Origin of the sequence: Corynebacterium hindlerae (assembly GCF_014117265.1) — a bacterium.
GTDB classification, from domain to species: Bacteria; Actinomycetota; Actinomycetes; order Mycobacteriales; family Mycobacteriaceae; genus Corynebacterium; species Corynebacterium hindlerae.
In genome coordinates this window covers 1,827,361-1,850,129 of sequence record NZ_CP059833.1, presented here as the reverse complement: position 1 = coordinate 1,850,129, position 22,769 = coordinate 1,827,361, and the positions used below count along the sequence as shown (strand labels likewise).

At 56.7% G+C, this 22,769-nt stretch carries 14 protein-coding genes; 8 read left to right on the top strand and 6 right to left on the bottom strand.

Going from position 1 to position 22,769, the window contains the following annotated elements; genetic code table 11:
* Nucleotides 1-21 precede the first annotated feature (21 nt).
* Together grpE and dnaK are read right to left on the bottom strand one after the other, a co-directional pair.
* Nucleotides 22-633, bottom strand: a complete 612-nt coding sequence (grpE, locus tag HW450_RS08975) for a nucleotide exchange factor GrpE (RefSeq protein WP_182385303.1) — start codon at nucleotides 631-633, stop codon at nucleotides 22-24.
* A complete protein-coding gene (dnaK, locus tag HW450_RS08970; RefSeq protein WP_182385302.1) occupies nucleotides 633-2,462 on the bottom strand; it encodes a molecular chaperone DnaK in 1,830 nt (609 codons plus the stop codon). The genes grpE and dnaK overlap by 1 nt, the downstream gene beginning before the upstream one ends.
* Nucleotides 2,463-2,821: 359 nt before the next feature.
* On the opposite strand from dnaK, the gene HW450_RS08965 reads away from it, so the two are divergent.
* The gene (locus HW450_RS08965) at nucleotides 2,822-4,138 is read left to right on the top strand and encodes an ISL3 family transposase (RefSeq protein WP_182385301.1); all 1,317 of its coding nucleotides are present in this window, start codon (nucleotides 2,822-2,824) and stop codon (nucleotides 4,136-4,138) included.
* 209 nt (nucleotides 4,139-4,347) lie between these two features.
* Here the strand turns inward: HW450_RS08965 and HW450_RS08960 are convergent, their stop codons facing one another.
* From HW450_RS08960 to HW450_RS08945, 4 genes are read right to left on the bottom strand one after another with little or no spacing between them, the layout of a single operon-like run.
* Nucleotides 4,348-9,975, bottom strand: a complete 5,628-nt coding sequence (locus tag HW450_RS08960; RefSeq protein ID WP_182385300.1) for a DUF5979 domain-containing protein — start codon at nucleotides 9,973-9,975, stop codon at nucleotides 4,348-4,350.
* Between the two features lie 3 nt (nucleotides 9,976-9,978).
* Nucleotides 9,979-10,686 (bottom strand): LPXTG cell wall anchor domain-containing protein, encoded by a 708-nt coding sequence (locus tag HW450_RS08955; RefSeq protein ID WP_182385299.1) that lies wholly within the window; start codon nucleotides 10,684-10,686, stop codon nucleotides 9,979-9,981.
* Nucleotides 10,679-11,554 carry a class C sortase gene (locus HW450_RS08950; RefSeq protein ID WP_182385298.1) on the bottom strand — a complete coding sequence of 292 codons (876 nt, stop codon included), beginning with the start codon at nucleotides 11,552-11,554 and terminating at the stop codon, nucleotides 10,679-10,681. Before HW450_RS08950 ends, HW450_RS08955 begins: the two co-directional genes overlap by 8 nt.
* Nucleotides 11,555-13,045 (bottom strand): SpaH/EbpB family LPXTG-anchored major pilin, encoded by a 1,491-nt coding sequence (locus tag HW450_RS08945; protein ID WP_182385297.1) that lies wholly within the window; start codon nucleotides 13,043-13,045, stop codon nucleotides 11,555-11,557.
* 276 nt (nucleotides 13,046-13,321) lie between these two features.
* Between HW450_RS08945 and HW450_RS08940 the strand changes: the two genes are divergently transcribed.
* From HW450_RS08940 to HW450_RS08910, 7 genes are all read left to right on the top strand, one after another.
* A complete protein-coding gene (locus HW450_RS08940) occupies nucleotides 13,322-14,668 on the top strand; it encodes an AI-2E family transporter (RefSeq protein WP_182385296.1) in 1,347 nt (448 codons plus the stop codon).
* A 236-nt stretch (nucleotides 14,669-14,904) separates the two neighbouring features.
* A complete protein-coding gene (locus HW450_RS08935) occupies nucleotides 14,905-16,419 on the top strand; it encodes a choice-of-anchor M domain-containing protein (RefSeq protein WP_182385295.1) in 1,515 nt (504 codons plus the stop codon).
* Nucleotide 16,420: 1 nt separating this feature from the next.
* Nucleotides 16,421-17,905 (top strand): anchored repeat ABC transporter, substrate-binding protein, encoded by a 1,485-nt coding sequence (locus HW450_RS08930; protein ID WP_232843225.1) that lies wholly within the window; start codon nucleotides 16,421-16,423, stop codon nucleotides 17,903-17,905.
* A gap of 16 nt (nucleotides 17,906-17,921) precedes the next feature.
* Nucleotides 17,922-18,842 (top strand): choice-of-anchor M domain-containing protein, encoded by a 921-nt coding sequence (locus HW450_RS08925; protein WP_182385294.1) that lies wholly within the window; start codon nucleotides 17,922-17,924, stop codon nucleotides 18,840-18,842.
* Nucleotides 18,839-19,582: an anchored repeat-type ABC transporter ATP-binding subunit gene (locus tag HW450_RS08920; RefSeq protein ID WP_182385293.1), complete on the top strand. Its 744-nt coding sequence runs from the start codon at nucleotides 18,839-18,841 to the stop codon at nucleotides 19,580-19,582. Before HW450_RS08925 ends, HW450_RS08920 begins: the two co-directional genes overlap by 4 nt.
* On the top strand, nucleotides 19,579-20,442 hold the full coding sequence (locus HW450_RS08915; RefSeq protein ID WP_182385292.1) for an anchored repeat-type ABC transporter permease subunit: 864 nt from the start codon (nucleotides 19,579-19,581) through the stop codon (nucleotides 20,440-20,442). The genes HW450_RS08920 and HW450_RS08915 overlap by 4 nt, the downstream gene beginning before the upstream one ends.
* The gene (locus HW450_RS08910; protein WP_182385291.1) at nucleotides 20,439-22,730 is read left to right on the top strand and encodes a choice-of-anchor M domain-containing protein; all 2,292 of its coding nucleotides are present in this window, start codon (nucleotides 20,439-20,441) and stop codon (nucleotides 22,728-22,730) included. Before HW450_RS08915 ends, HW450_RS08910 begins: the two co-directional genes overlap by 4 nt.
* Nucleotides 22,731-22,769 lie beyond the last annotated feature (39 nt).

The following is a 22,769-nucleotide window of genomic DNA, read 5'->3' as shown; positions in this document are numbered from 1 at the left end:
GTGTGTACGGGAAGCCCGAGGTTAGGCCTCAGCTGGGTCTGCGATGATCACCATCGCGGTGCGGATGAGGCGCTCACCAACCAGGTAGCCCTTGCGCAGCACCGTCCCAATGACCTTCTCTTCACCGCTGGACAGATCCTGGACAGCTTCGTGGCGTTCTGGATCAAACTCGTCACCTTCCGCACCGAAGGCTACGAGGCCTTCGGCGGTGATGGTGTTCGTGAACTTGTCAGCGAACGCCTTAAGCGGTCCTTCTGCCAGGTCACCGTGCTTTTCCGCAAGCTCCAGGTCATCGAGAATCGGTAGGAACTTTTCGATCACCTTGGCTTTGGCCGTGTCGATAGCCACTTTCCGGTCACGCTCGGTGCGTTTGCGGTAGTTGGCGTACTCGGCGGTCATGCGCAGCAGATCTTCGGTGCGCTCTGCTAGTTGAGCTTCCGTGTCGTCTACTTCACCGTCGTCGAGGTCGACGTCGGCAAGCGCCTCGTTAACCTGGGCCTCGAGATCAGCTTCTGCCTGAGCCTCCTCAGCGGCAGCCGCTTCAGCTTCAGCGGCCTCCGGGGAGGTGGCTTCCGTATCGGTGATCTCTGGATCGCCGGGGTCTTGCGACATGTCGCGATTCGGCTCAGTCATTACTTCTTCTCTTCTTCCTCGTCGATGACCTCAGCGTCAACAACGCCGTCGTCGGTTGCGCCAGCCTCAGCGGCACCTGCTTCTGCAGCCTGCGCCTCGTAGATGGCCTTGCCCAGCTCCTGGGATTCCTTGTTCAGGTTCTCCACTGCGGACTTGATGGCTTCGATGTCGTCGCCCTTGAGAGCTTCGTCCACAGCCGTAGCTGCTTCCTCGACCTTGCCCTTGATCTCATCGGAGACCTTGTCGGTGTTGTCCTCCATGAACTTGCGGGTCTGGTAGGCCAGGGATTCCGCAGAGTTGCGGACTTCCTGCTCTTCACGACGCTTCTTGTCCTCTTCCGCGTGTGCCTCAGCGTCCTTGATCATGCGATCAATTTCTTCCTGAGACAGGCCGGAACCGTCCTGGATCTTGATGGTGTTTTCCTTGCCGGTGCCCTTGTCCTTTGCGGTGACGTGGACGATGCCGTTGGCGTCGATGTCGAAGGTGACCTCGATCTGTGGCACGCCACGTGGTGCAGGTGCAATGCCACCGAGCTCGAAGGAACCGAGCAGCTTGTTAGCCGCGGCCATCTCACGCTCGCCCTGGAAGACCTGGATCTGAACGGAAGGCTGGTTGTCTTCCGCAGTGGTGAAGGTCTCGGAACGCTTGGTCGGGATGGTGGTGTTGCGCTCGATCAGCTTGGTCATCACGCCACCCTTGGTCTCGATACCGAGGGAGAGCGGGGTGACGTCGAGAAGCAGCACGTCCTTAACCTCGCCACGCAGCACGCCGGCCTGGAGAGCAGCGCCGACTGCGACGACCTCGTCCGGGTTGACGCCCTTGTTTGGCTCGCGACCACCGGTGAGTTCCTTGACCAGGTCGGTAACGGCTGGCATACGGGTGGAGCCACCGACGAGGACCACGTGGTCAATGTCAGAGATGGACAGCTCGGCGTCCTTGATCACCTGGTTGAATGGTGCCTTGGTGCGGTCCAGCAGGTCCTGAGTGATGCGCTGGAACTCGGTACGAGACAGGGTCTCGTCCAGGAACAGTGGGTTCTTTTCCGCATCAACGGTGATGTAAGGCAGGTTGATGTTTGCGGACTGGGAAGCAGACAGCTCGATCTTTGCCTTCTCGGCAGCCTCACGCAGACGCTGCAGGGCCATCTTGTCCTTGGTCAGGTCGATACCGTTGGCGGACTTGAACTTCTCGACGAGCCAGTCAACAATGCGTTGGTCCCAGTCGTCGCCACCAAGCTCGTTGTCGCCGGAGGTAGCACGCACCTCGACGACGCCGTCGCCGATCTCCAGCAGGGAGACGTCGAAGGTGCCGCCACCGAGGTCGAAGACGAGGATGGTCTGTTCCTTGTCGCCCTTTTCCAGGCCGTATGCCAGTGCAGCTGCGGTTGGCTCGTTCACGATGCGTAGCACGTTCAGGCCCGCGATCTGGCCAGCTTCCTTAGTGGCCTGACGCTGGGAGTCCTCGAAGTATGCCGGAACGGTAATGACAGCGTCGGTGACCTCTTCACCCAGGTATGCTTCCGCGTCGCGCTTGAGCTTCATCAGCGTGCGAGCGGAGATCTCCTGTGGGGTGTACTTCTTATCGTCGATGCTGACGGTCCAGTCAGTGCCGATGTGACGCTTGACGGAGCGGATGGTGCGGTCAACGTTGGTGACCGCCTGGTTCTTTGCAGACTGGCCGACGAGCACCTCACCGTTCTTTGCAAAAGCAACGACGGACGGGGTGGTGCGAGCACCTTCTGCGTTAGCGATAACTACTGGTTCGCCACCTTCCAGCACGGATACAACCGAGTTGGTGGTTCCGAGGTCAATACCTACTGCGCGTCCCATGTTTAATTCCTCCTGTGTTTATTGAAAGTTGTGCAATGTTGACTGCACTGTACTCAACTTCTGGAGTCACCCTACCAGATACCTTGAGTCGGTGTCACTCAACCTGTTCACTAGTCACAACGCACCACATAACAAAGTTGTTCCCACTCCGCTCAACTTTTTTGTTTCCGCAGGTTAACGCACTTGCTTCACGACGACCATTCCCACCAACAACTGCCCACACGGAAAACTGGCTCATCCGGATCTGGAGTGCGTAATTAGCGGGAAGTGATATGTCGGGGTGGCACAACATATAGGGGCCCTGGCCGGTACAAGATGAGAGTTACCACACAACCATCTGACCGAACCAGGACCCTACAATGCAGCCTACGTTCAACCTCGTCGCCGACACCATTTGCCGCACCGCGGAACTGGGATTAACGATCACCGATGCCGCGGATGCCGGCGAGTTCACGGTCATCAGTGCTCGTCCCATCGACTCCTGCGACAAGTGCCCGGGCTGCGGACACACAGGGCGGCTGCGTGATCACGTCGTGCGCCGGCTGACCGATCTTCCCGTCGTCGGCTTCCCCACCAGACTGCAGGTACGCGTGCCGCGGTTCCTGTGCCTGAATCAGTCCTGTGCCCAGCGGATCTACCAGGGCGAACTGGCCTGCGCCGAACGCGGGCGCACCGTCACTCGCCGGGTGACCCGCTGGATTCTGCAACGGTTGGCGATCGACAAAATGAGTATCTCCGCCACCGCCAAAGCCCTGGGCTTGGGCTGGGACCTGGTCAACGACCTCGCCCTGGATGCCTGTCGGCACCTGGTCTACGACGACCCCGGCCACCTTGCCGGGGTACGCGTGCTGGGCGTGGACGAGCACGTGTGGAAGCACACCCACCGGGCCGGTGAGCCGGACTCGTTCGTCACCGTGCTCGTCGACATCACCCCCGTCATCGACGGCGCCGGACCGGCCCGGTTGCTGGACATGGTCCCGGGTCGTAGCGCCGCGGTACTGAGCGATTGGCTCAGCCAGCGTGGGCAGGGCTTTCGCGACCGGGTCGAGGTTGTCACGATGGATGGGTTTGCCGGCTACGCCACCGCCACCAAACAGGCCCTGCCGCGGGCGCAGGCGGTGATGGATCCCTTTCACGTGGTGCACCTGGCCGCCGACAAGTTGACCGTGTGCCGGCAGCGCCTGCAGCGGATGACCACCGGGCGGCGGGGCAAGAAAAACGATCCGTTGTATAAGAACCGGAAAACCCTGTTGACCAGGATTGACTTCCTCACTGATCGACAGCATCGGCGACTCGAGCAACTGTGGGCCACCGACGAAGACTACGTGGCTTTGGAGGTGACGTGGTCGGTGTATCAGCAGATCATCGCCGCCTATCAGCACCCGAAGAAAGCCGAGGGCAAGAAGCTGATGCGGAAGGTGATCAGCACGCTGCGTTCATCGACGATGCCGAAGGGGTTAGAGGAGATTAAGCAGCTGGGAAACACGCTGTACCGGCGCCAGAAGGACGTGCTGGCGTATTTCGATATCGGCGCGTCCAACGGGCCCGTCGAGGCGATCAACGGGCGCCTGGAGCATCTGGGCGGCATCGCTCTGGGGTTCAAGAACCTCGGGCACTACATCTTGCGATCCTTGATCCACTCCGGACAGCTGCACACCAAGATCAACGCACTCTAAATCCTGAAGAGCCGGAAAACTACAGGACTGTTGCGGAAATAGTGATAGGGATTTGTTCCTCAGGATCAAATCCCTATCACGTTGTTGACCATATTCCCTGGCCAGGAAACGGGATAGGCGTAGGGATTAGTTTTCAGCAACAAAAGCTATCCGCACTACAGAAACGGGTTAGCAGCTCGTGAGTGAACTGCTAACCCGAATATCGGTTTTTAGCTGCGGCGTCGCGAGCTAATGAATAGCCCCGTTGCCATAAGCAGCAGGATTGCGGCGAAGCCATAGGCTCGTGGCAGCCATTCTCCACCGGTTTTTGGTAGTGATCCGGCCTGCACGTTAGCTACTTGAATCACCCAAGGGTCGTTTTCGTTCTCCGGTTGCTTAAGTTCAACCAGCCCAGAGTTTTCCGAGTGTGCCGATAGCGTGAACTTTAGGTCCTCCAACACATTGTCTTTGTTGGTGGCCTCGACGTTGAACCGCCATGGCTGCGCCAGTAGCTGTGATCCGGTTCCGGAGCGGGTTTCAACCAGGTAGTAGCTTCCCGGTTTTAGCTCTACCTGGAATTTTGTTGGATCGTTTCCTTCAAATCCCAGGTCAGCGAAAAGTGGTTCTCCTTCGGGTTTATCGCCTGTTCCGGCCTGGTAGATGGCAAACTTTGCCCCTTCCAGTGGTTTTCCATCGGGATCAACTTTTTTCACCACTACTTTGCCGTCGGTGTGGTACAAGCTGTTGACAAGGAGGGCAAAGCGGCCGTCTTTATCACTCAGCGGTACTTCGTTGTTCACCAGCGGGATGCGTTTGGCGTCGCCGATTCGATCTTTCAGTGTCGGATTTGTTACGGGTTCGTTGGTGCCAGCCCCGTAGCGGTCCTCGTTAAGATGCACGTAGTTGGCCTGCATCCGCAGGTTCTTTTCCTCCAACTTCTTCTGCAGTGCTTCTGGGAGTGGTTTTTCTTTCACCCAGCATTGCGACCCTTCAGGGAGCGCGCCAGGGCTCCACGTCTTGCCCATCGTCAGCACGAACTCACCATGAACCTCTTTTTCCTTGTATTCGAGGTTACTTCCGATCACCTTTGGCATCGGTTGCCCCGGTAGCAGACCGCGGATTTCGCAGCGGAAGGTGAACTGGAAAGCAGTGTCGGCAGGGAACACTTCTTTCTTTGGATCGCCTTCGACGGCTTTTTCCAGTCCGAAGTACTCGGTGTTCACCCAGTAGGAGTTTTTGAAGGCAACGCTGGTGACGCCTTTGGTGGTTAACGGCACCTCCGAGACTGTCTTATAGCCTGCTACTGAGCGGACTTGCTGGCCACCGACATGAACTTGCACGCTGTGGTAGCTGTGCACCGATTCTTCGTAGCCTTCGGGGATTTTGTCCTCGTCATTCTCTGTGAACTTACAGATGGCGGATGCCGGCAGGTTTCTACCATCTGTCAAGGTGATAGGAACCCCTGACCCGTCTGATGGCACCTGCGCGGTGCCACTGTAGGTCTTACCTTCGGCCACGGTGTCGGCACATTCCCAGGTCACGGCAAAGGTTTCGCGATTATCAAGGTAGTCATTGACGTTGTTTTGTTGTTCGCCTACGAGTTGTTTGGTCAGCTGCACTTCTGCTCGTTCACGCTGGTAGTCATTAACGACGGTGACAACTTGCGTGGAATCTTTGCCGCTTTGCACGGTGAAGGTCCCTGTGACACCAGAATCCCCAAAGGTGCCATCACCTTCCAGCTGTGCGCCATCAAATGATGTGGTGACCGATGCGTCATGGTGGTTGACTGGCTGTTCTGTGAGGCGGCAGTTCCATCCCGCGGTCACTTGTTCCGGTACTTGAACTTCTCCCGCGCCGGTGATCTCCACGGTTTGGATATGCGTGTTTTGGGGAAGCTCGAAAGGTAGGTCTGCTTTTCGAGGGTCGGTGCATTCCAGCTTCATGGTGAAGGTATCGCCCTGAGCGATATCAGGACCGTCACCAGTGAGCTTCTTCGCTAGTTTCAGGTTCACTTGGTGGTAGTGGTAGGTATTCCACGCCACCAACGCGCCTTGCTCGTGAATTCCGCCTTCGGCAGTTTTTTCTTTGGGAACAATGGTGATTGTTGCCTGATTGTCAGCAGTCTGACAGCTGCTTAGGTTGTCACACGATTTTTCTTCACCGTAGCCGTCCGCTTGTTCGGAGATGTTCCATCGCACGGACCAATCTGCGTCAGTTTCTGCAGATGAAGCGTTATCTTCGATCACTGTGCATGTGGTTCCAACAGGCAGGTTGTCGACGCGGGCAATGGTGCCACTGTCGAAACGTCCGAGTTGCCAGGTCCCTTCCTTGAGGACGTCACCTTGGTATTCACACTTGTAGTTGAAGGTGAATTTGCGGTCGCGCCCGATGGTAGCAACGCCGTCGCCGTCTACTTTCTTTTTCATATTGAAGGCACCAGTTTCTACAACGTAAGCGTTGTTCACCGTGGCTTTCTTCGGCGTGCTTACTTTGGCAAAGCTTAAGGTGCTGTTTTCCAGTGTTGCATCACCGACCACGCTGATGGTTGGTCCGCTTGCGCCTGCGATTTTCAGCGGGTTTTCCGTGACTGTGCAGTCGGATCCCACGGGCACGGAGATCTCTTTGTTCTCGCCGTGCCCTAATTCGAATCCGCGCTCTGGGACCACCACAGCCTCCCCACGCTTACAGGTATAGGTGAAGTCGAATTTTCTGTCCTTAAGGAAGGCGCCATGCACCGATTCCGGTACGGAGCTGCCGTCAGCATAGGTCAGGTGTGCCTGCTTTTCGACGGCCATGGTCGTCATAGCTGGTTCATAGGTGTTGTCGACTTGGAGGGCGAGCGCTCCGCCTTCGTCTGGAACTCGGAAGGTGTAGGTCGGGCCTTCTGCACTCTCCTGGTTTGTTCCATCTAGCCCGGTGATTGTTGTGGTGCGTTTAAGCTCCGCCGGATCGGAGACGAGTTCAGTAAGGGTACAGGTTTCACCTGAGGTGAGTTGTGGCACGGTGTGCGGAGCATTGTCGGTTACGGAGAAGGTTTCCGTCCGGGTGCCGCAGGTTAGTCGCATGTTGAATGACTTGGGCACAAACGTAGCAATGTCTGCTACCTCACCGCTCACCGTGGTCACATTCTTGGTTATTTTTAGATCGCCCGTCGGGGTGGCAAAGCTATTGGTCAGGGTTACTTTTTCACCAGCTTCAGAACTCACGGTAGCGGTGTCTGGTTCGAAGTGGTGGGTGAACTCGATGTTTTCAGGTGCTTCGTACTGTTCTTTGAATACGCACTGTGTCCCGATGGGGAATTGTCCCAACTCCCACGTTTCCTTATCGCTCATGGTTTGTGATAGTTTCCGAGGCTCTTCTTCACCAGGGACTCTGCATTCTGCGGTGACTTCAAATCGAGCAGCGATGAGCTCTCCTACTCGCTCCACGTTGCGTACTTGCGTCACGTCAACGGTCTTAGTCAGAGACACCGGGGCCTTACGGTAAGTCAGTTCGTTGTTCATCACCACGGTGGCATCGTTGCTACCGATCGGAGTGATCACTGCGCGTCCTTCGGCAGGTTTGACCACATCAACATTTTCGATCGTGACGTCCTTCTCCCGCACGGTACAGGTGGTTCCCACTGGCACGTCTTCCAGTCGGGTGCTCTGCCCACCCCGAACTCTGATTTCTTTCGGGCCGTACGCAGTCACGCCTTCTTGGGTACAAGTGACATCGAACAGGAATTCTGTTGCGCTGCCTGCTTGCGCGGCATCACCTGACAACGTCTTTTCAATAACTAGGTTGCCTTTTTGACGCGTGTACTTATTCTCTACCGCTACTGCGGCCTGGGTTTCGCCGGCTACTGGGTTAAGCCATACGTAGTTCGTGCCACATTGGTTAAGTCCCCCAGCGGTTGCGTCACCGGGTTTATCACATGCATTGGATTGCCAGCTGGTATCGAGGTCAAACCCTGGAATGCTCACTGGGTTACCGCCGGTACTCGTCTCAGTCAATCCGCATTGGGTTCCTACCGGAAATGGCCCGATCTCAGCGGTGCCATCGAGTGGAACGAGGACGGTGCCATCTGCGACGAATGGCGGGTTGACTGCCGATCCTTGATCCGGGCGGTCTTTGGCTGTTGGCACATACCGGCAGGCGTAGCGCACCGGGAACTTCTGCGGTACCTGTGAGGCAGGCAGCTGATCCCGATTAGGAATCACTTTGCGAAGTTGAATCTTTTCCGTCTTAGGGGAATAGGTATTGACGGCCGTCACGGCCGCTTCGCCCCTTTTAACGTACGCTTCCGGGTCGGGTTTGACTTTGTGAGTCAACCCGTCAGCAGAAGTCTCTTGAGCGATGGTGTTTGTGCCTTTCCAGCTGGTAGCAACACCGTACAGAGTTTCCTCTACTTGAGGTTTGGTTTCCTTAATCGTGCAGGAAGTCCCCAATGGCACTGTGCCGATGGAACGACGCTCCCCGTTTTTCATTCCTTTCATCTCGCCAGTAGCGACGGTGTCACGATCCTTGGTACAGGTGTAGGTGAAATCAAAGGTTGCGTCATGCAGACGCTGTTGTAGCACTGGGTCAGTAACCACAACTTCCTTGCCCAAGGACATGGGAACACTAGGGAGATTTTCGAAAGTACAGGAAGTGATTTTGGCAGGATCAAGCGGGACTTCCAGCTTGTTTCCTGTCAGTGATACCCGGACTTCAGTTTTTTGCTGGCCTGGTTTGTAGGCGGTGCATGTTGCTTTCCGCAGCCGGAACCCCTCTTGCTGCTGCTCGGTAATGGCGACGCGAGAGGACGAAGTAATGTGGTCAAAAGCGGTGAGGACCACGCCTGTTTGATCAGTGCTTAAGGTTCTCCGGGTGCCCGAGAAGTTGAGCGGCTGCAGATCAAATTTCCAGTCTGCACCTTTTTCAAGCAGATTTCCATCGTTATCGACGATGTTTTTATTAACGAAGAGACATCCGGTAACAAAGTTAGACTGCAATTCCCCCGGGAGGGCCTGGTAGTCCCGTGCGATAATAGTTTTCGAATCATCGGTTGCGATGGATCCCAGCATTTCACGGTTGGTTTTCCGGTCAACTTCTTCCCATCGCGTCACCCATCGGTTTTCATACACCGGAATATCTTCATAAATTGGACGCCCTAGCCAATCGTAGCCAGTTAGAACGGAGCGGTATCCTATGATCACCGGTTCCTGGTATTGCCTGAGCTCATAAATTGGCTGTTTTTCCGTTGAGCCAACGTCACCGACACCGACTGGAATAATCTTTCCGCCAAGCTTTTCAATGCGTTTTTTCTGGTCAATAGCATTGTCCAGTTCTTTTTGCTCGGTGGAATTTCCCTTGTAGTTGATGCCGTAGTTATCGAAGGTGGGTTTACCGTCGGTGATGAAATATACGATGTCGTATTTGGTTCCCAGCTCAATATCTTCCGCGACCCGTTCGAGGCCACCTTCCCAGTTTGTGCCACCTTCTCGAGCAGAAACATTACCGGGAAGTTCTAGTGCGCCGACTTTATTTAACAGTTGTTGTACTGCTGCTTGATCCTGCAGGGACACTGCGTTCATATTGGTGTTTTGTACGCCCGCAGCCGGCGCTTTACTAGCAAAGGTGTAGACACCGATATTGTATGGAGCCCCTGCCAGGGAATTGATCATCGATGCCAGAGCCCTTTTCAGGTTTGACACGTCCGCATTAGACAAGGAATTAGAAAGGTCAACAACGAATGCGACTGTGGCGCCACATTCACCCGCAACAGAAGTTTGTGCCTCTGCTTTCGGAGGATTTATTGCCTGCGGAACCACGAGGATCGTAAGTGCCATGAACAGCGTGGCTAGGAGCGCTGCGATTCGTTTCGTAATGCTCATTGCTTAATTCCTTTTGTTTCGTCGCACTATCATGACACCCAGCGCCAGGAGCGCTAGAGCGATTCCTGCTATCCCGAGCACGTTGGCACCTGTTTGGGCCAAACGACCGAGCCCTTTATTCCGATGCTGCTCTTCAGTAGCCGGATGGGATGGCACGGACTGCGGCGGATCAACTGTGGTAATCCTCGGCGGAAGGTAAGGGGCGGACTCGGGGGATTTCGGACGTGGCTTTGGACGAGCTTCCGCGGTGGCGCGCCACGTCTTGGTTTCCTTGTCCCAAGCAGGAACGGAGACAACGAGTGGGTGGAAGTCGGCGTCGGTAAGCGGCGAGGCGACCAAATAGATACCGGCGCTCAGGTCGCGGAAGGTGACCTCTCCGTTGTGGTCGGTGTTTTCGATGAGGAAGAAAGGTAAGTTAGCTGCCTTTTCGACGAGCTCAGCCATCGTTGCTTGTTCCAGAAGGGCGATGTCGTCAGGGCTGTTCAGGTCGAAATCGAGTTTTTTAATTCCCACCGGGACCCCAGCGATCGGGCGGGATGGTTTGTCGTCGTAAGGGTTCCCCGGTGTGAGCACGACGTGAATGTTGCCGGTGGCGATATCCGCGAGCGAGGCCCGGGCGGTTGCGGGAAAGAGTTCTACCGCAGTGGCGGTCATCGTCGGGGTGGATATGAGGGCCACGGTGACCATCAAGGCAGCAACACCTCTACGCATCTTGCCTCCTTTGGGTACGTCCACGAAGAATGAGGAAGGTAATAACAGCCAGTGCCAGCACCACGATGGCAACCACCACCCACATCCAGGTCTGCCACACCGCGATTTTCCCGGCATAGTCGGCATCCTTGACGGGGTCATATGGGACGCGCTGGCCGTGCACGAGCAATCGGTGCGTATTCACAGCGTACGGGGTACAGGTAATGAGGGTTACTAGGTCTCGACCGGGTTGAGCTACGAGACTTTCAGTCTCTTCCGGCAACACAATTTCTATGCTCTCCACCTCGTATTTGAGGGTTTCCCCCATCACGTCGATGAAGAACGCATCTCCCACCGCAACCTTGTCGAGCTTGTCGAACAACGTGGCTGAAGTCAGACCGGTGTGTCCCGTGAGCACTGAATGGGCACCTTCACCGCCGACCGGCAGCGCCGACCCATACAGGTGTCCAATGCCCCGCTCCAGCGTTTCTGTATCAGTGCCGTGATAGATCGGAAGTTCACTTTTGATGCTGGGGATGGTCAACGTCGCCATGATGTCACTTGCCGCAAGCTCATCAAGATAGTTGCGGTACGGCGCATTGTCCTTAGAAACGCGAGCGAGCCACGGGTCAAGGATGGGTTGGTTGGTTTCAGTCTCGTTGTATTCTCTCGCCGATTCCAGCCACATTTTTCGCTCAGCAGGATTTATCGCCTGCTGCGCAGCACGATTTTCTTCGGCAACCTTCGCCTGACGAGTGTTGTTGTAGTACGTCACGGCGACTGGGTACACCATGACAGCTAGGGAAACAAGCGCAATGAGCAGCGCCACGAGCGCACGGTGTCGAGGCCGTGCGGGGCGCTGCTCAGTGACTAGTTGATGCTTTCCCATCTAGTTCTTGTTGCGGCGGGGTGCAAAGAAGTAGAACGCTGCAGCCGCTAATCCCAGCAAACCGGCGATAATGCTCACCCAAGTACCGATCCCACCAGTCATCGGCAGGTTGAAGCCACCGTTGTGCTTAACGTTCTTGATTGTGGAATCTGCCGTCACCAGCTGCTGTGTGTTGCCGTCAGCCGTCAGTTCAATCTTTACCGGCTCAGCCAGCAGTTCGTACCCTTCCGGAGCCTTGGTTTCCACCAAGCAGAAATTCTTTCCGCTATTTGCCCACACATCAGTGTAGGTGTCAGTGCCTTCTTCATTCGGCTGGACGTTTCCGAGGTGAATGCCAGAAATGGATACCGTTCCTTCTTCACCGGTCACAAAGTCCGTCTTGCCGTCGACCTTGATTGGGCCCGCCACAGCTTTGTTTTTGTCGTCGCAGCGGTGCAGTTGGAAAGTTGCGTCCTTCAGCTTCGTGTTCTCATCCTCGCCCTGCTTAACCACATTCACCTTGCCAAACATGGACTTCACTTTGTTGGAAGGGGTCGGCACCGGGCCGTTCTCAATGTCGTAATCGGTGCCAGGATCATTCGGCAGTACGAAGGATTCATTATCGAGGGTCCCTTGCGGAGCCTCTTTCACCGTTGCTTCGATCGTGACTTTTAAAGTCTTACCCGCCAACTCGGAAAACGCGGCAACGGTATCTTCAAAGACCTTCACCATCAGGGCGTTCCCCTTGGTCTCCACGTTGTAGTAGGTGAAGTCTTCCCCATCCAACTCAACCTTGGCTACCTTGCCATCGGCGAGCTCCTTCGGCAGACGATCGAGCACGTTGTAGCCGGTCAGGGACTTGCCCTCAGGCAAGGTCGGAATCTTTGATTCGATGGTGTAGGTGATGGTGTCCCCAACGTTTACCGGCTTGTCAGACGCGATCTTCTTCACTGGCTTTTCGGTCGCCTGGTTCTTCGGGTACACGTGCACCTCGTCCAGCCAGCGCGTGCGCTCGGTGGGGTGAGTCAACGGCAGGGTGATGAGGAATGGCGCAGACTTCACCAGCGCATTGCCCTGGTTGTCCTTCGGGTTTGCCTCTTCTTCCACCAGGTAGAGGCCAGGGGCGAGATCCTTGGCGGTGGCTACGCCATCTTCAGTCGTTATCGTCTGAGGATTTTCTACGTTGCCCTTGACACTCTCCGGGGTCTGGTCTTTCACCTTCTTCCAGCCCTCATCGGTCTTGAGGTCAATGTCTTTGACTTTAGATACGGTGAATTTCACACCATTGACAGCTTCGGTACCGTCTGGGTTCTGTTCCAGTGGAAGGCCATTCGAAGGGTTCCTGGATTCCAGCCCTTTAAGCTTGTGAATCTTCAGCGTCACCTTCTCAGGGATGGCCGGGATGGCTGCTGGGGTATTTACTTCCGTCTCCTGGGCGATCACGACGGGTGTCGCGGAAAAGGCCAGCGAGGCGACGAACAGGGCCGCGAAGGTGCGCTTGCGAAGGTTCATGCGGTCTCTCTCTTAGTTTGTCAAAAAGCGGGATTTTTGACCTATTGGAATCCCTTAATCACATTCTTTTTGTGAGGCTAATTAAGATTAGCTGTCAAATCAATAATAGGTTACCCCCGCACACCACCCCTCCAATGCGGTCACGTCAGCAATCCACTGCCTTGAGCTGCATCACCCAGCATTCGCCTATCAAAGGTTTGACTAAAATCACAGCGGATTCATCGATTAGACTCGTTGCTGCACAGTTCGCCAGACCAAGAAATTTGGGAGTTATTCATGAGTGCTGACAACACAACCGGGACGGAAACCTCACCTGATCGCGCGTTAGATCCGCTCGACGTCATTGAGTCAGCCACTGAGGGCCCTACCAATAAGGTTGTTAAAGGCGAGCTGGTTGATCGATCTTCGATCCTCGGGCAGGATGGCCGCTGGCTAGCTGGCTGGGCGCTGCGTTTTATTATTCTTGCGCTTGCCGGTTTCATCCTTTGGAAGGGCCTGGGTCAGGTCTGGACAGGTTTGCTTCCTATTTTGCTTGCCATTTTAGTTTCCACGGTTTTGTGGCCACCGGTGAAGTGGCTGCGCAGCAAGAAGTGGCCGTCCGGCCTCGCAGTGAGCACCGTTTTGCTCTTGAGCATCGGCGTGATTGTCGGAACATTCACGGCTATGGCCCCAAGCATTGCCAACCAGTCTAAAGAGCTGGTGGACCGCGCCTCCGAAGGCCTGGTGAAGTTGGAAAGCTGGGTGCAAGGCCCACCGTTCAACCTCAAGATTGACCAGGTAACGGGGTTCCTGAATGACATCATGGTGAAGGTGCAGGAACAGGCGTCCGGCATCGCATCAGGCGTTGCACAAGGCGTATCAACCGCCTCGTCCGTGCTGGTCACCCTCGGTGTCATGTTGGTCCTCACCTTCTTCTTCCTGAAAGACGGCGATCGCTTCCTGCTGTGGGTGCGTCGCACCACTGGCTCCAATGCGGGGTGGCACCTGACCGAGGTGCTGATGCGTACATGGAATACGCTTGCGGGTTACATCCGCGCGCAGGCGGCAGTGTCGCTTATCGACGCCGTCATCATCGGGCTCGGCCTGGTAGTACTCGGGGTTCCCCTTGCCTTCGTCCTCGCGGTACTCACGTTCTTCGCCGGTTTCATCCCGATCGTGGGTGCGGTCGCTGCTGGCGCTTTGGCAGTGCTGGTTGCTTTGGTCTCCAATGGGCTCACCACCGCGATTATCGTTCTCGCGCTGGTCATCTTGGTGCAGCAGCTGGAGGGCAACGTTCTGTCCCCAATCCTGCAGTCCAGGGCCATGAACCTGCACCCAGCCATCGTTCTGCTGTCCGTGACTGTGGGTTCAAGCCTGTTCGGAATCGTCGGCGCATTCTTGGCCGTCCCTATTGCAGCTTCCATTGCGGTGTGGCTGCGTTACCACGCCGATCTGGTCTCACTGCGATCCGGGGAGCTCACCGTGGATGACATTAAAATTGAGACAGCTCGTTCAGCTGGCAACACCAACTCTGCCGAAGATGCTTTTGAAGCAATTCATGAGCGATTCAGCAAGCTCGGCCGCCACTCCTCCAAGACAAGAGAGAAGTCTGACAACCTGGCAGTCAACGTAGAGGAAGAGTAGAAGTCACTTCTTATTGTCTAACAGACCGCTCACCGAGTATCCCCAAAAGCTCGGTGAGCGGTTTTTGCTTTTCACCACAAAACAATCACCCTAGGTCAAAATCTGCAGGAGAAGACTTCTCGTTTTCAATAGTTAACTTTTGTTGAAAATCGCTAAGGGGTCAATATTGACAGCGATTTTTAATCCGCGTAGCTTAACGAAAGTAGTTTTTAGAAAACTGAAATGAAAGGCCTCGGATGCCACTGCCACGGACTCACTGGATCCGCTCCATACTCGCGCTATTAGCAAGCGTTGCGCTGTGCTTCAGCATTAGCATCTTCACCACTCCCCCGGCCCGAGCGCAAAGCCTCACCCTCGACGAGGGCCATGTGGATGCCTTTCACGTGACGGCAGAGGGTGGCTCGCTCCTCCTCGACCTCAAAGAAGACGTCACCGGCCACAACGTACGACACGCACCAGAAGACGTGGTTCTGGGTGTGAAAGATTCTGCGCTAAGCAGCGCTACCGAGTCCGTGCCCGAAATTGGTAAACAAACCTACTTCCTGCCACAAACCCAAGATCCAAACTTGCTGTGGCCAGGTTGGGACACCAACGGTGTGCGCGATGGTGGATTCACTTCAGTTGATCTGAAATTCACCTCGATCTCTGGGCCGGGCTCTGTCTACCTTTTCAACCAGAACCTTGGCTCCCTCAGTGCCATGACCACCAACGGATCCTATGAGCTTAGTAGTGGCAGCGTGGTTACCCAGGCACAGCCTGGTCACACCCACGCTAACTGGGCGTTTACAGAGCCTGGCACCTACGAGATGACTGTGCAAGCTATCGCAGATGGCACCACCACTTCCAATAGCGCTACTTACAAGTGGATTGTGGGCAGCGGTGGCGACGCCACCCCGGCTGCAGCAACCAACTATGGAACGAATGCCACGGTCAGCGATGTCACCACCGATTCCGGGCGGGCTCCAGCAGAGAAGACCTCGAAAAGCGGTGCCTCAGCAAACAATGAAACTGCTGCTACGCCGAAGGAATGCCTGAAGCTGATCCCGCTGCTGAAGGATGACCGTCAGTCGCCAGCAGTGTGGAAGCGCCCCGACAGCGAAACGTTCAACCTCGGTGCCGCTGCGAAGAAGAACCTGCCCGATTCTCTCGGACCGGTTCCGGCCGGTGAGGCCTACATGATCGGTGCGACGCAAGAGCCGAACGTGCCATGGCTTGGTGTAAACACGATGAACCCTTCGCTGCTCGAGCACGCTTCCGGGGACGTTACGTGGTCACTCACGAGCTTCTCGGGTCCAGGAAACATGTTTGTCTTCACACAAGGCAACCTGGGCAATGTGGTCGGTGAAGAATGGTTCCGCGCCGAAAACGGGCAGGGCAGTGGGCAGATCGTCGTGCCGCGCAACAGCCACGTGCACCCGAACTGGGTTTTCTCAGCACCTGGTACGTACCACGTGGAACTGACGCAGACCGTACAGCTCAATGATGGCAGCACCACGTCTGGCGCTGGAACGTTGACGTTTGAAGTCGGAAATGAAGCCGGCTCTGCGACGGAAGGTCACTTCGACTTCGGTTCAGAGATCAAGACCTCCAGCAACTGTGGTGGTGGCCAAGCCGGTGGCGCAGTTAATGGGAAGTCCCTCCCGAACACCGGCCTTACGGTCATGACACTCCCAATCGCGATTTTGGCGCTGGGTGTCCTCACCCTTGGTGCTGGCTTCGTCTTTACTGGTCGTTACTTCCGTTGGTTCTAACGTGAAACAGAAATTGGTAGCGGCCCTAGCCGCCTGTGCTCTAACTGCGTGTTCGTCGCAGGCCGTCCCCCAGCGCGATGACGGGATTACGGACGTGGTGGTGACCACCCCGATTCTGTATGATCTCGCCAGCCATGTTGCTGGGGACCGCGCCCGGGTAACGGCTCTCATGCCACCCGGCGCTGATCCACACACCCACGAACCAACGCTGCGCGACGTGCGCAACGTCGCCAACGCCGACGTTGCTTTCACCAACTACATGCTGCTCGAGCCGCAGAGTTTGATTAGGACCGTGGATGAATCGGTGCGCCCTGGTGTCCCGGTGGTTACCTTGGCAGAGGAAGCTGCCCGCTACGGCGGAAAAGTCATCCCGCTGGTCGAAGACATCACGCTTGACTCCATCTGGCTGGGACTTCGCGTCAACGGTACCGGGAAAGACAAGGGCGCTACCCGCGCATCCGAGGTGAAGCTCAACGCGCTAGCGGTCCGTGGGCCCGGAGATATGACAGGTTTTGTCACGTCTACGTTCGGTACCCCGGAAATCTTCTTTAACTCTGCCGACGGCTTCGGCAATGACTACACCACGCTCCCCGTGGATGCCCATACTCACATGAGCTGGTCTTTCACTAAGCCGGGCATCTATGAGCTTGATCTGCAAGCCACATTAGATGGCAAAGAGAGCCTCGGTGAGGCCACCGTCACCTTTGCAGTGGGCGTGAATCCGCAAGCTACTGGAAAGAAAGTCCTCAACCAGGGGCATGAAGATATCGCCGTCAACGTGGACACGGGCGGTATCAGCATCGTCGGTGACTCAGGCGACCACGCTACCGGTGACGTCGTTATCGCAGTGCCAAATACGACGCTTCAGCAGATTCCGGGAACCCCGGAATTCCGCTTCCTAGGAAAACCAGGGACAGAAACCTTCCTGCTTCCGCAGGCAGTTTTGGGCAAGCACGTCCATGGCGAGCTCGACCCGCACCTGTGGCATAACGTGGCCAACGCCATCGCTTACGTCAAGCTCATTCGCGATCACCTCATCGCGGTGGATCCGGCTGGCGCCCGGGATTACGAGCGTAACACCGACCAATACTTGGCCGAGCTAGCTGAGGTGGATGAGTACATGCGGGAATCGATTAACGCGATCCCCGAGGCTCGTCGCCACTTGGTCACCACTCACGATGGGTACCACTACCTCGGTGACGCTTACGGCATCAGCATCGCAGGGTTTGTCACACCGAACCCCAGTGTGGAAGCCAGTACCCGCGACCTGATTGCCCTCACGCACACGTTGGAAAACCTACAGGTGCCAGCAGTTTTCTTGGAACCGAATCTAGCCCGTAGGTCCGGCACCCTGACCGAGACGGCTCACCGCCTCAATATCCAGGTTTGCCGCATATACGGCGATTCCTTCGATGAAGAGATTCACAGTTATACCGCGATGATGCGCTACAACGCAGACTCGCTACACCGATGCCTTACCGCTTAACATTTTGGGACAACAAATGAAAAAACGACTTTCCGCATTACTTGCAACTATCGCACTAGTCACGGCCACCCCAGCATGGGCTCAGGCCCCCATGCAAGATCCGGCTCTCCAGCAAACCGTCACAGATCAAGAGGTCATCGAGCCTCTCGGCACCCCTGCGGTTATCGATGCAGGTCACGCCGATCTCGGCCCTATGATCATCGACGGGCAGCTGGAGTTCCTCGTCCGCGATGATTCCCAGGAGCAGCCTGTGTGGCGACACATCGAGGATGTTGTTTTCCCAGTGGGAGATAACGCGCTGACAACGTTGCCCGAGGGAGATGAGTTTGACTTCACTGGTGCTAGTGGCGGTGAAGACGTGTGGGTCGTTCCGCAGACAGAAGTTCCCGGCGTAGTCTGGCTGGGTTGGAACACCCAGCACCCCAGCGTCGTGGAGCTCGCTGACCGCGGTGTCACCATGAACTACCTCGGCCACCAAGGCCCCGGCCAATACACGCTGTTCTTGCAGGCCGGTGGTTTTGCTAAGCCACAGCAGCTGTTTACCTCCGCGTCCGATACCCAGCAGTCCATGTGGGCCGAAATCAATACACACACCCACGCCAACTGGGTATTTACCGAGCCCGGTGTTCACCAGGTGGCATTGGAACTCGTGGTCCAGCAGGTTGACGGAACCGAGATGCGTGACACGAAGATCCTGAAGTTTGCTGTTGGCGATACTTCGGTGGAAGAAGCTGCCGCTGCAACCTGGGAAGGTGAAATGCTCGTGGAGGAGACAACCGCAGACTCTGCCTCCTCATCCCAAGGCTCTAACACCGTGCTGTGGGTTGGTATCGGGCTGCTCGTAGTCACTGTTGTTCTCATCTTGGGTGCCCTGTTGATGAAGCGATCTGCTGCAGGGCGTCGTAACGCCGCTGTGTCCGGGGAGAGCAAGAAGTGACCCCACTTGTAGTATCGAATCTGTGCGTAAACCTCGCCGGCCGCGAGGTACTGCGGGGCGTAGATCTGGAGATCGCCCCTGGCGAGTTCGTCGGCCTCATTGGCCCCAACGGTGCCGGCAAAACGACGCTGTTCCGCTCGATTCTTGGGCTGTTGCCCATGGCCTCCGGTGACATTCTCATCTCTGGTGAGCGGGTGGCTAAGGCCCGTGACCGAATTGGATACGTTCCTCAGCGGCATGAGTTTGCGTGGGATTTCCCCATCAGCATTCATGACACTGTGATGACTGGGCGCGCCCGTTCGATCGGTTGGCTGCGTCGTCCCCGCGTCGATGACTACAAGGCAGTTGACCGCGCGTTGGGCCGTGTCCGCCTGCAGGAACTGGCAGACCGCCCGATCGGGGAGCTTTCCGGTGGCCAGCGCCAGCGCGTCTTGGTCGCCCGCGCCCTCGCCTCGGACCCGGACATTTTGCTTCTCGACGAACCGTTCACCGGCCTCGATATGCCTAGCGCGGAACTGCTGCTGGAGTTGTTCAACGAGCTCGCGGAGGAAGGCGTCGCGATTGTGATGTCGACGCATAACCTGCCCGAAGCTATGGAGGTGTGTAGCCGAGTGGTGCTCCTGAATGGGAAAGTCATTGCCTCTGGCTCTCCCGACGAACTGCAGGATCAAAACGTGTGGATGGAAGCGTTCGGCATCACCGCCGCTTCTCCGCTCCTGCGGATTGTAGGTGTCGCATGATCTCTTTCACTCAGTTCCTGTCTGACCTGACTAACCCGGCTCTCGCTTTTCTCCCCAAGGCGCTGCTGATCTCGGTGCTTAGTTCCTTGGTGTGTGCCGTCGTCGGTACGCACGTGGTGTTGCGTGGGATGGCCTTCATCGGTGACGCTGTCGCGCACGCTGTCTTCCCCGGCATCGCCATCGCCTTTGCGCTGCAGGGTTCTGTGCTAATTGGTGGGGCGGTAGCCGGCACGGTGGTGGCCCTGCTGGTCGCTGTGTTCTCACAGCGTCGACGCGTGAAGGAAGATACACTGATCGGTATTTTCTATGCCGCAGCCTTTGCCCTCGGTTTGGTGATTATTTCCCGAATAGACGGCTATACCGCCTCACTTACTAGTTTCTTGTTCGGGTCGATCAACGGTGTGCCTGATTCGGACATCATTTTGGTGTTCATTGTTGGTGCGGTGGTCATCACTGTGCTGCTGGCCTTCAACAAGGAGCTCGTCGCCGTGAGCCTGGATCGGGAGTCCGCCCGAGCCCAAGGCCTGCCGGTTTTTGCGCTGGACATCGTGATGTATGTGATGGTGACAGCTGCGGTGGTGATCTCTGTCCGCACAATCGGCAACATTTTGGTTCTCGCGTTGCTGATTACGCCTGCGGCGTCGGCAAGGTTGCTCACAGACCGCCTCGGCGTGATGATGTTGCTTTCCGCCGCTATCGGTGGCATCGGCAGCTTCCTGGGTATTTATCTTTCCTGGGCCGCAAACCTTCCTACCGGCGCGACCATTGTTCTTACTTGTACTGTCATTTTCTTCCTGTGTTGGTTGCTGTCCCCCAAAAATGGCGTCCTTCGCACCTTCAACAAAGGAATTCCCGCATGAAAAAGACCTTAAGCTTTGTTGCAGCGAGCCTACTCGCTTTCTCCACGCTCGTTCCTACTGCTCAGGCAACCGAATTTAAGCCGGGTAACAGGGGCTTCGGTGTTAATCTTCCGGCTGATACGAAGATGGCGGGGACAAACGAGCTGCACCCGTGTGCCGGGCGCAAGCTCGCGTACCAAGCCCACTTCGACGCTATCTACGCCACTCACTACAACGGTGAACTCACGACCATGATCGTGGATGGTCAGGTGCCAGTACCTGCCGACGAACTCTGCATGCGCCTTGCCCCGGACGCCAACAAGAAAGGCGATGAGGTCTCGCGCCTCGTCGTGCCTTACGACGACCCCAACCTCAGCTTCCTCGGCGAGCCAGGGGACATCCTGTGGGTGGCTCCACAGGAAGTGGACTTCACTGATGCGTGGCGCCCGCTGTGGGCCGGCGCAGGCGCCTTCGATAAGCACCACGAGCTAGAGGTGCCCACGGACTTTGAGGGCAACAAGGTCAACATGACGCTCGCTGAAGTAGAAGGCCCAGGCGACGTCGAGTTGTTCTTCTACAACCGGTCCGTGCAAAAGCCTAAGCGAATCTTCTCCACCAAAGACAAGATGATGAATTTTGATCTGCAGGTGGGCTCTCACGGCCACTACAGCTGGACCTTTAGCAAACCAGGAATCTACGACCTCACCTGGCAGGTCAGCGGCAAGAAGACCGACGGCAGCACGGAAACTGGTCCGAAGGTGACCACCCGGTGGCTCGTGGGCTCCGATGAAGAGGTGGGACTTCCAGAAGGCACCACGAAGAACCTGGCCCCCATCAAGAGGTCCGCTGAGGTGATCCGTGATGAGTTGAGCAAGGCTGCTGACCCCACGGCACCACCAACTCCCGGTGAAGCCGAACGTGAGGTGTACGTCCAGAGCAAGGACCAGGTCCAGAAACTGCTGTGGCGTTCCAACCCGAAGAAAATCATCACGCATGGCCACCAGGACATGGGTCTGTTCGGCGCTGGCCGTGAGGCCGAAGCCAAGATGCACAGTGACGTGGATGGCGATCACCGATCCACCCAGTTCGTCTACGCTGTCCCGAATCGCGCGCTGCACCAGCTCCCGTCGGCTATCGCCACCCAGCTTGGGGTGTGCGCGGCCTGGGTGCTGCCACAGCAACAAGACTTCGAACTGCCGTGGCCAGGTTTTTCTACGGAGAACTTCGACTACAACTCCGTCACTGCTGACGGGCTTCGCCTTGGCCTCGACAAGGTCGAGGGTCCTGGGCGAATGATTGCAACGCATGATTCCTTGAGCTCAACCACCATTGCACTCGACTCTGAGGATCTTTCCTTAAGGGTTCACTACCCGAAGACGGCACATGACCACATGGGCTTCTTCTTCACCCAGCCAGGTGCGTACCGCGTGGTCTACTCCTTCGAAGGCGAGCTCGCACAGGGAGGCAAGCTGTACACGGAAATCGTGGCCTACTACATGGTTGGCGATTCTGCCCTGTACGACGCTGCAGAAACGATGGGCATCGACCCCAAGACTCTCAACCTCTCGGAGCAACCTGAGCGGGATACCACCCCGACGTGTGAGCAGAATTCGGATAAGCCAGGCACGGGTGAGTCAGGCACGGATGAAACGGATCCATCCACGGATCCCACTTCAGCAGCCCCAGCCCCTGGCTCCCCAACGCCTCCTAGCGAAGGCGGTAAGTCCCAAGGTAACGGGGCCGCGGAAAACATCGGCTTGGCTCTTGGCCTTGGGGCGGTTGGCCTGAAGTTGGCGTCTCACCTGATGAACCCCGATAAGAACTCTAAGGATTCCACCACGGCTAAAACCGCACCAGCCGCGGCTGCTCCTGCTGCTAAGACGGGTAACAGCGACAACAGCCCGGCCCCTGCTAAGGCCCAGACAGGTGGTTCTAAGGCCCCTGCTTCGGCTGGTGGCGGCACTGGCGGCGGAACTAAGGCCCCCGCTTCTGGTGGCGGTTCGAAGCCAGCAGCGAAGTCTGATTCCAAGGCGAAGAAGAATTCTGCGGCGCCCACCAAGCAGACTGTAGCGCCGAAGCGGGTGCCTTCGAAGAAGTCAACTCCTGTTCCCGCGGCTCCTAACCAGAATTCTCAGAACCCTCAGGTGACGAACTCTGCCCAGACGGGCGGGCTGACATCGGGCGGCTGGCTGGCTGGTTTCGTGATCGGTATCGGTTTGATGTCCTTGCTGGGTGGCCTTGGTCTGTTCTTGGCTACGGCACGTGCGTTGCGTCAACTGGGAGTCCAGTCTCAGCAGAAGGATATGTAATTTAGCCGCGCGGTAGTTTAGGCCTATGGTTGGTAGAGC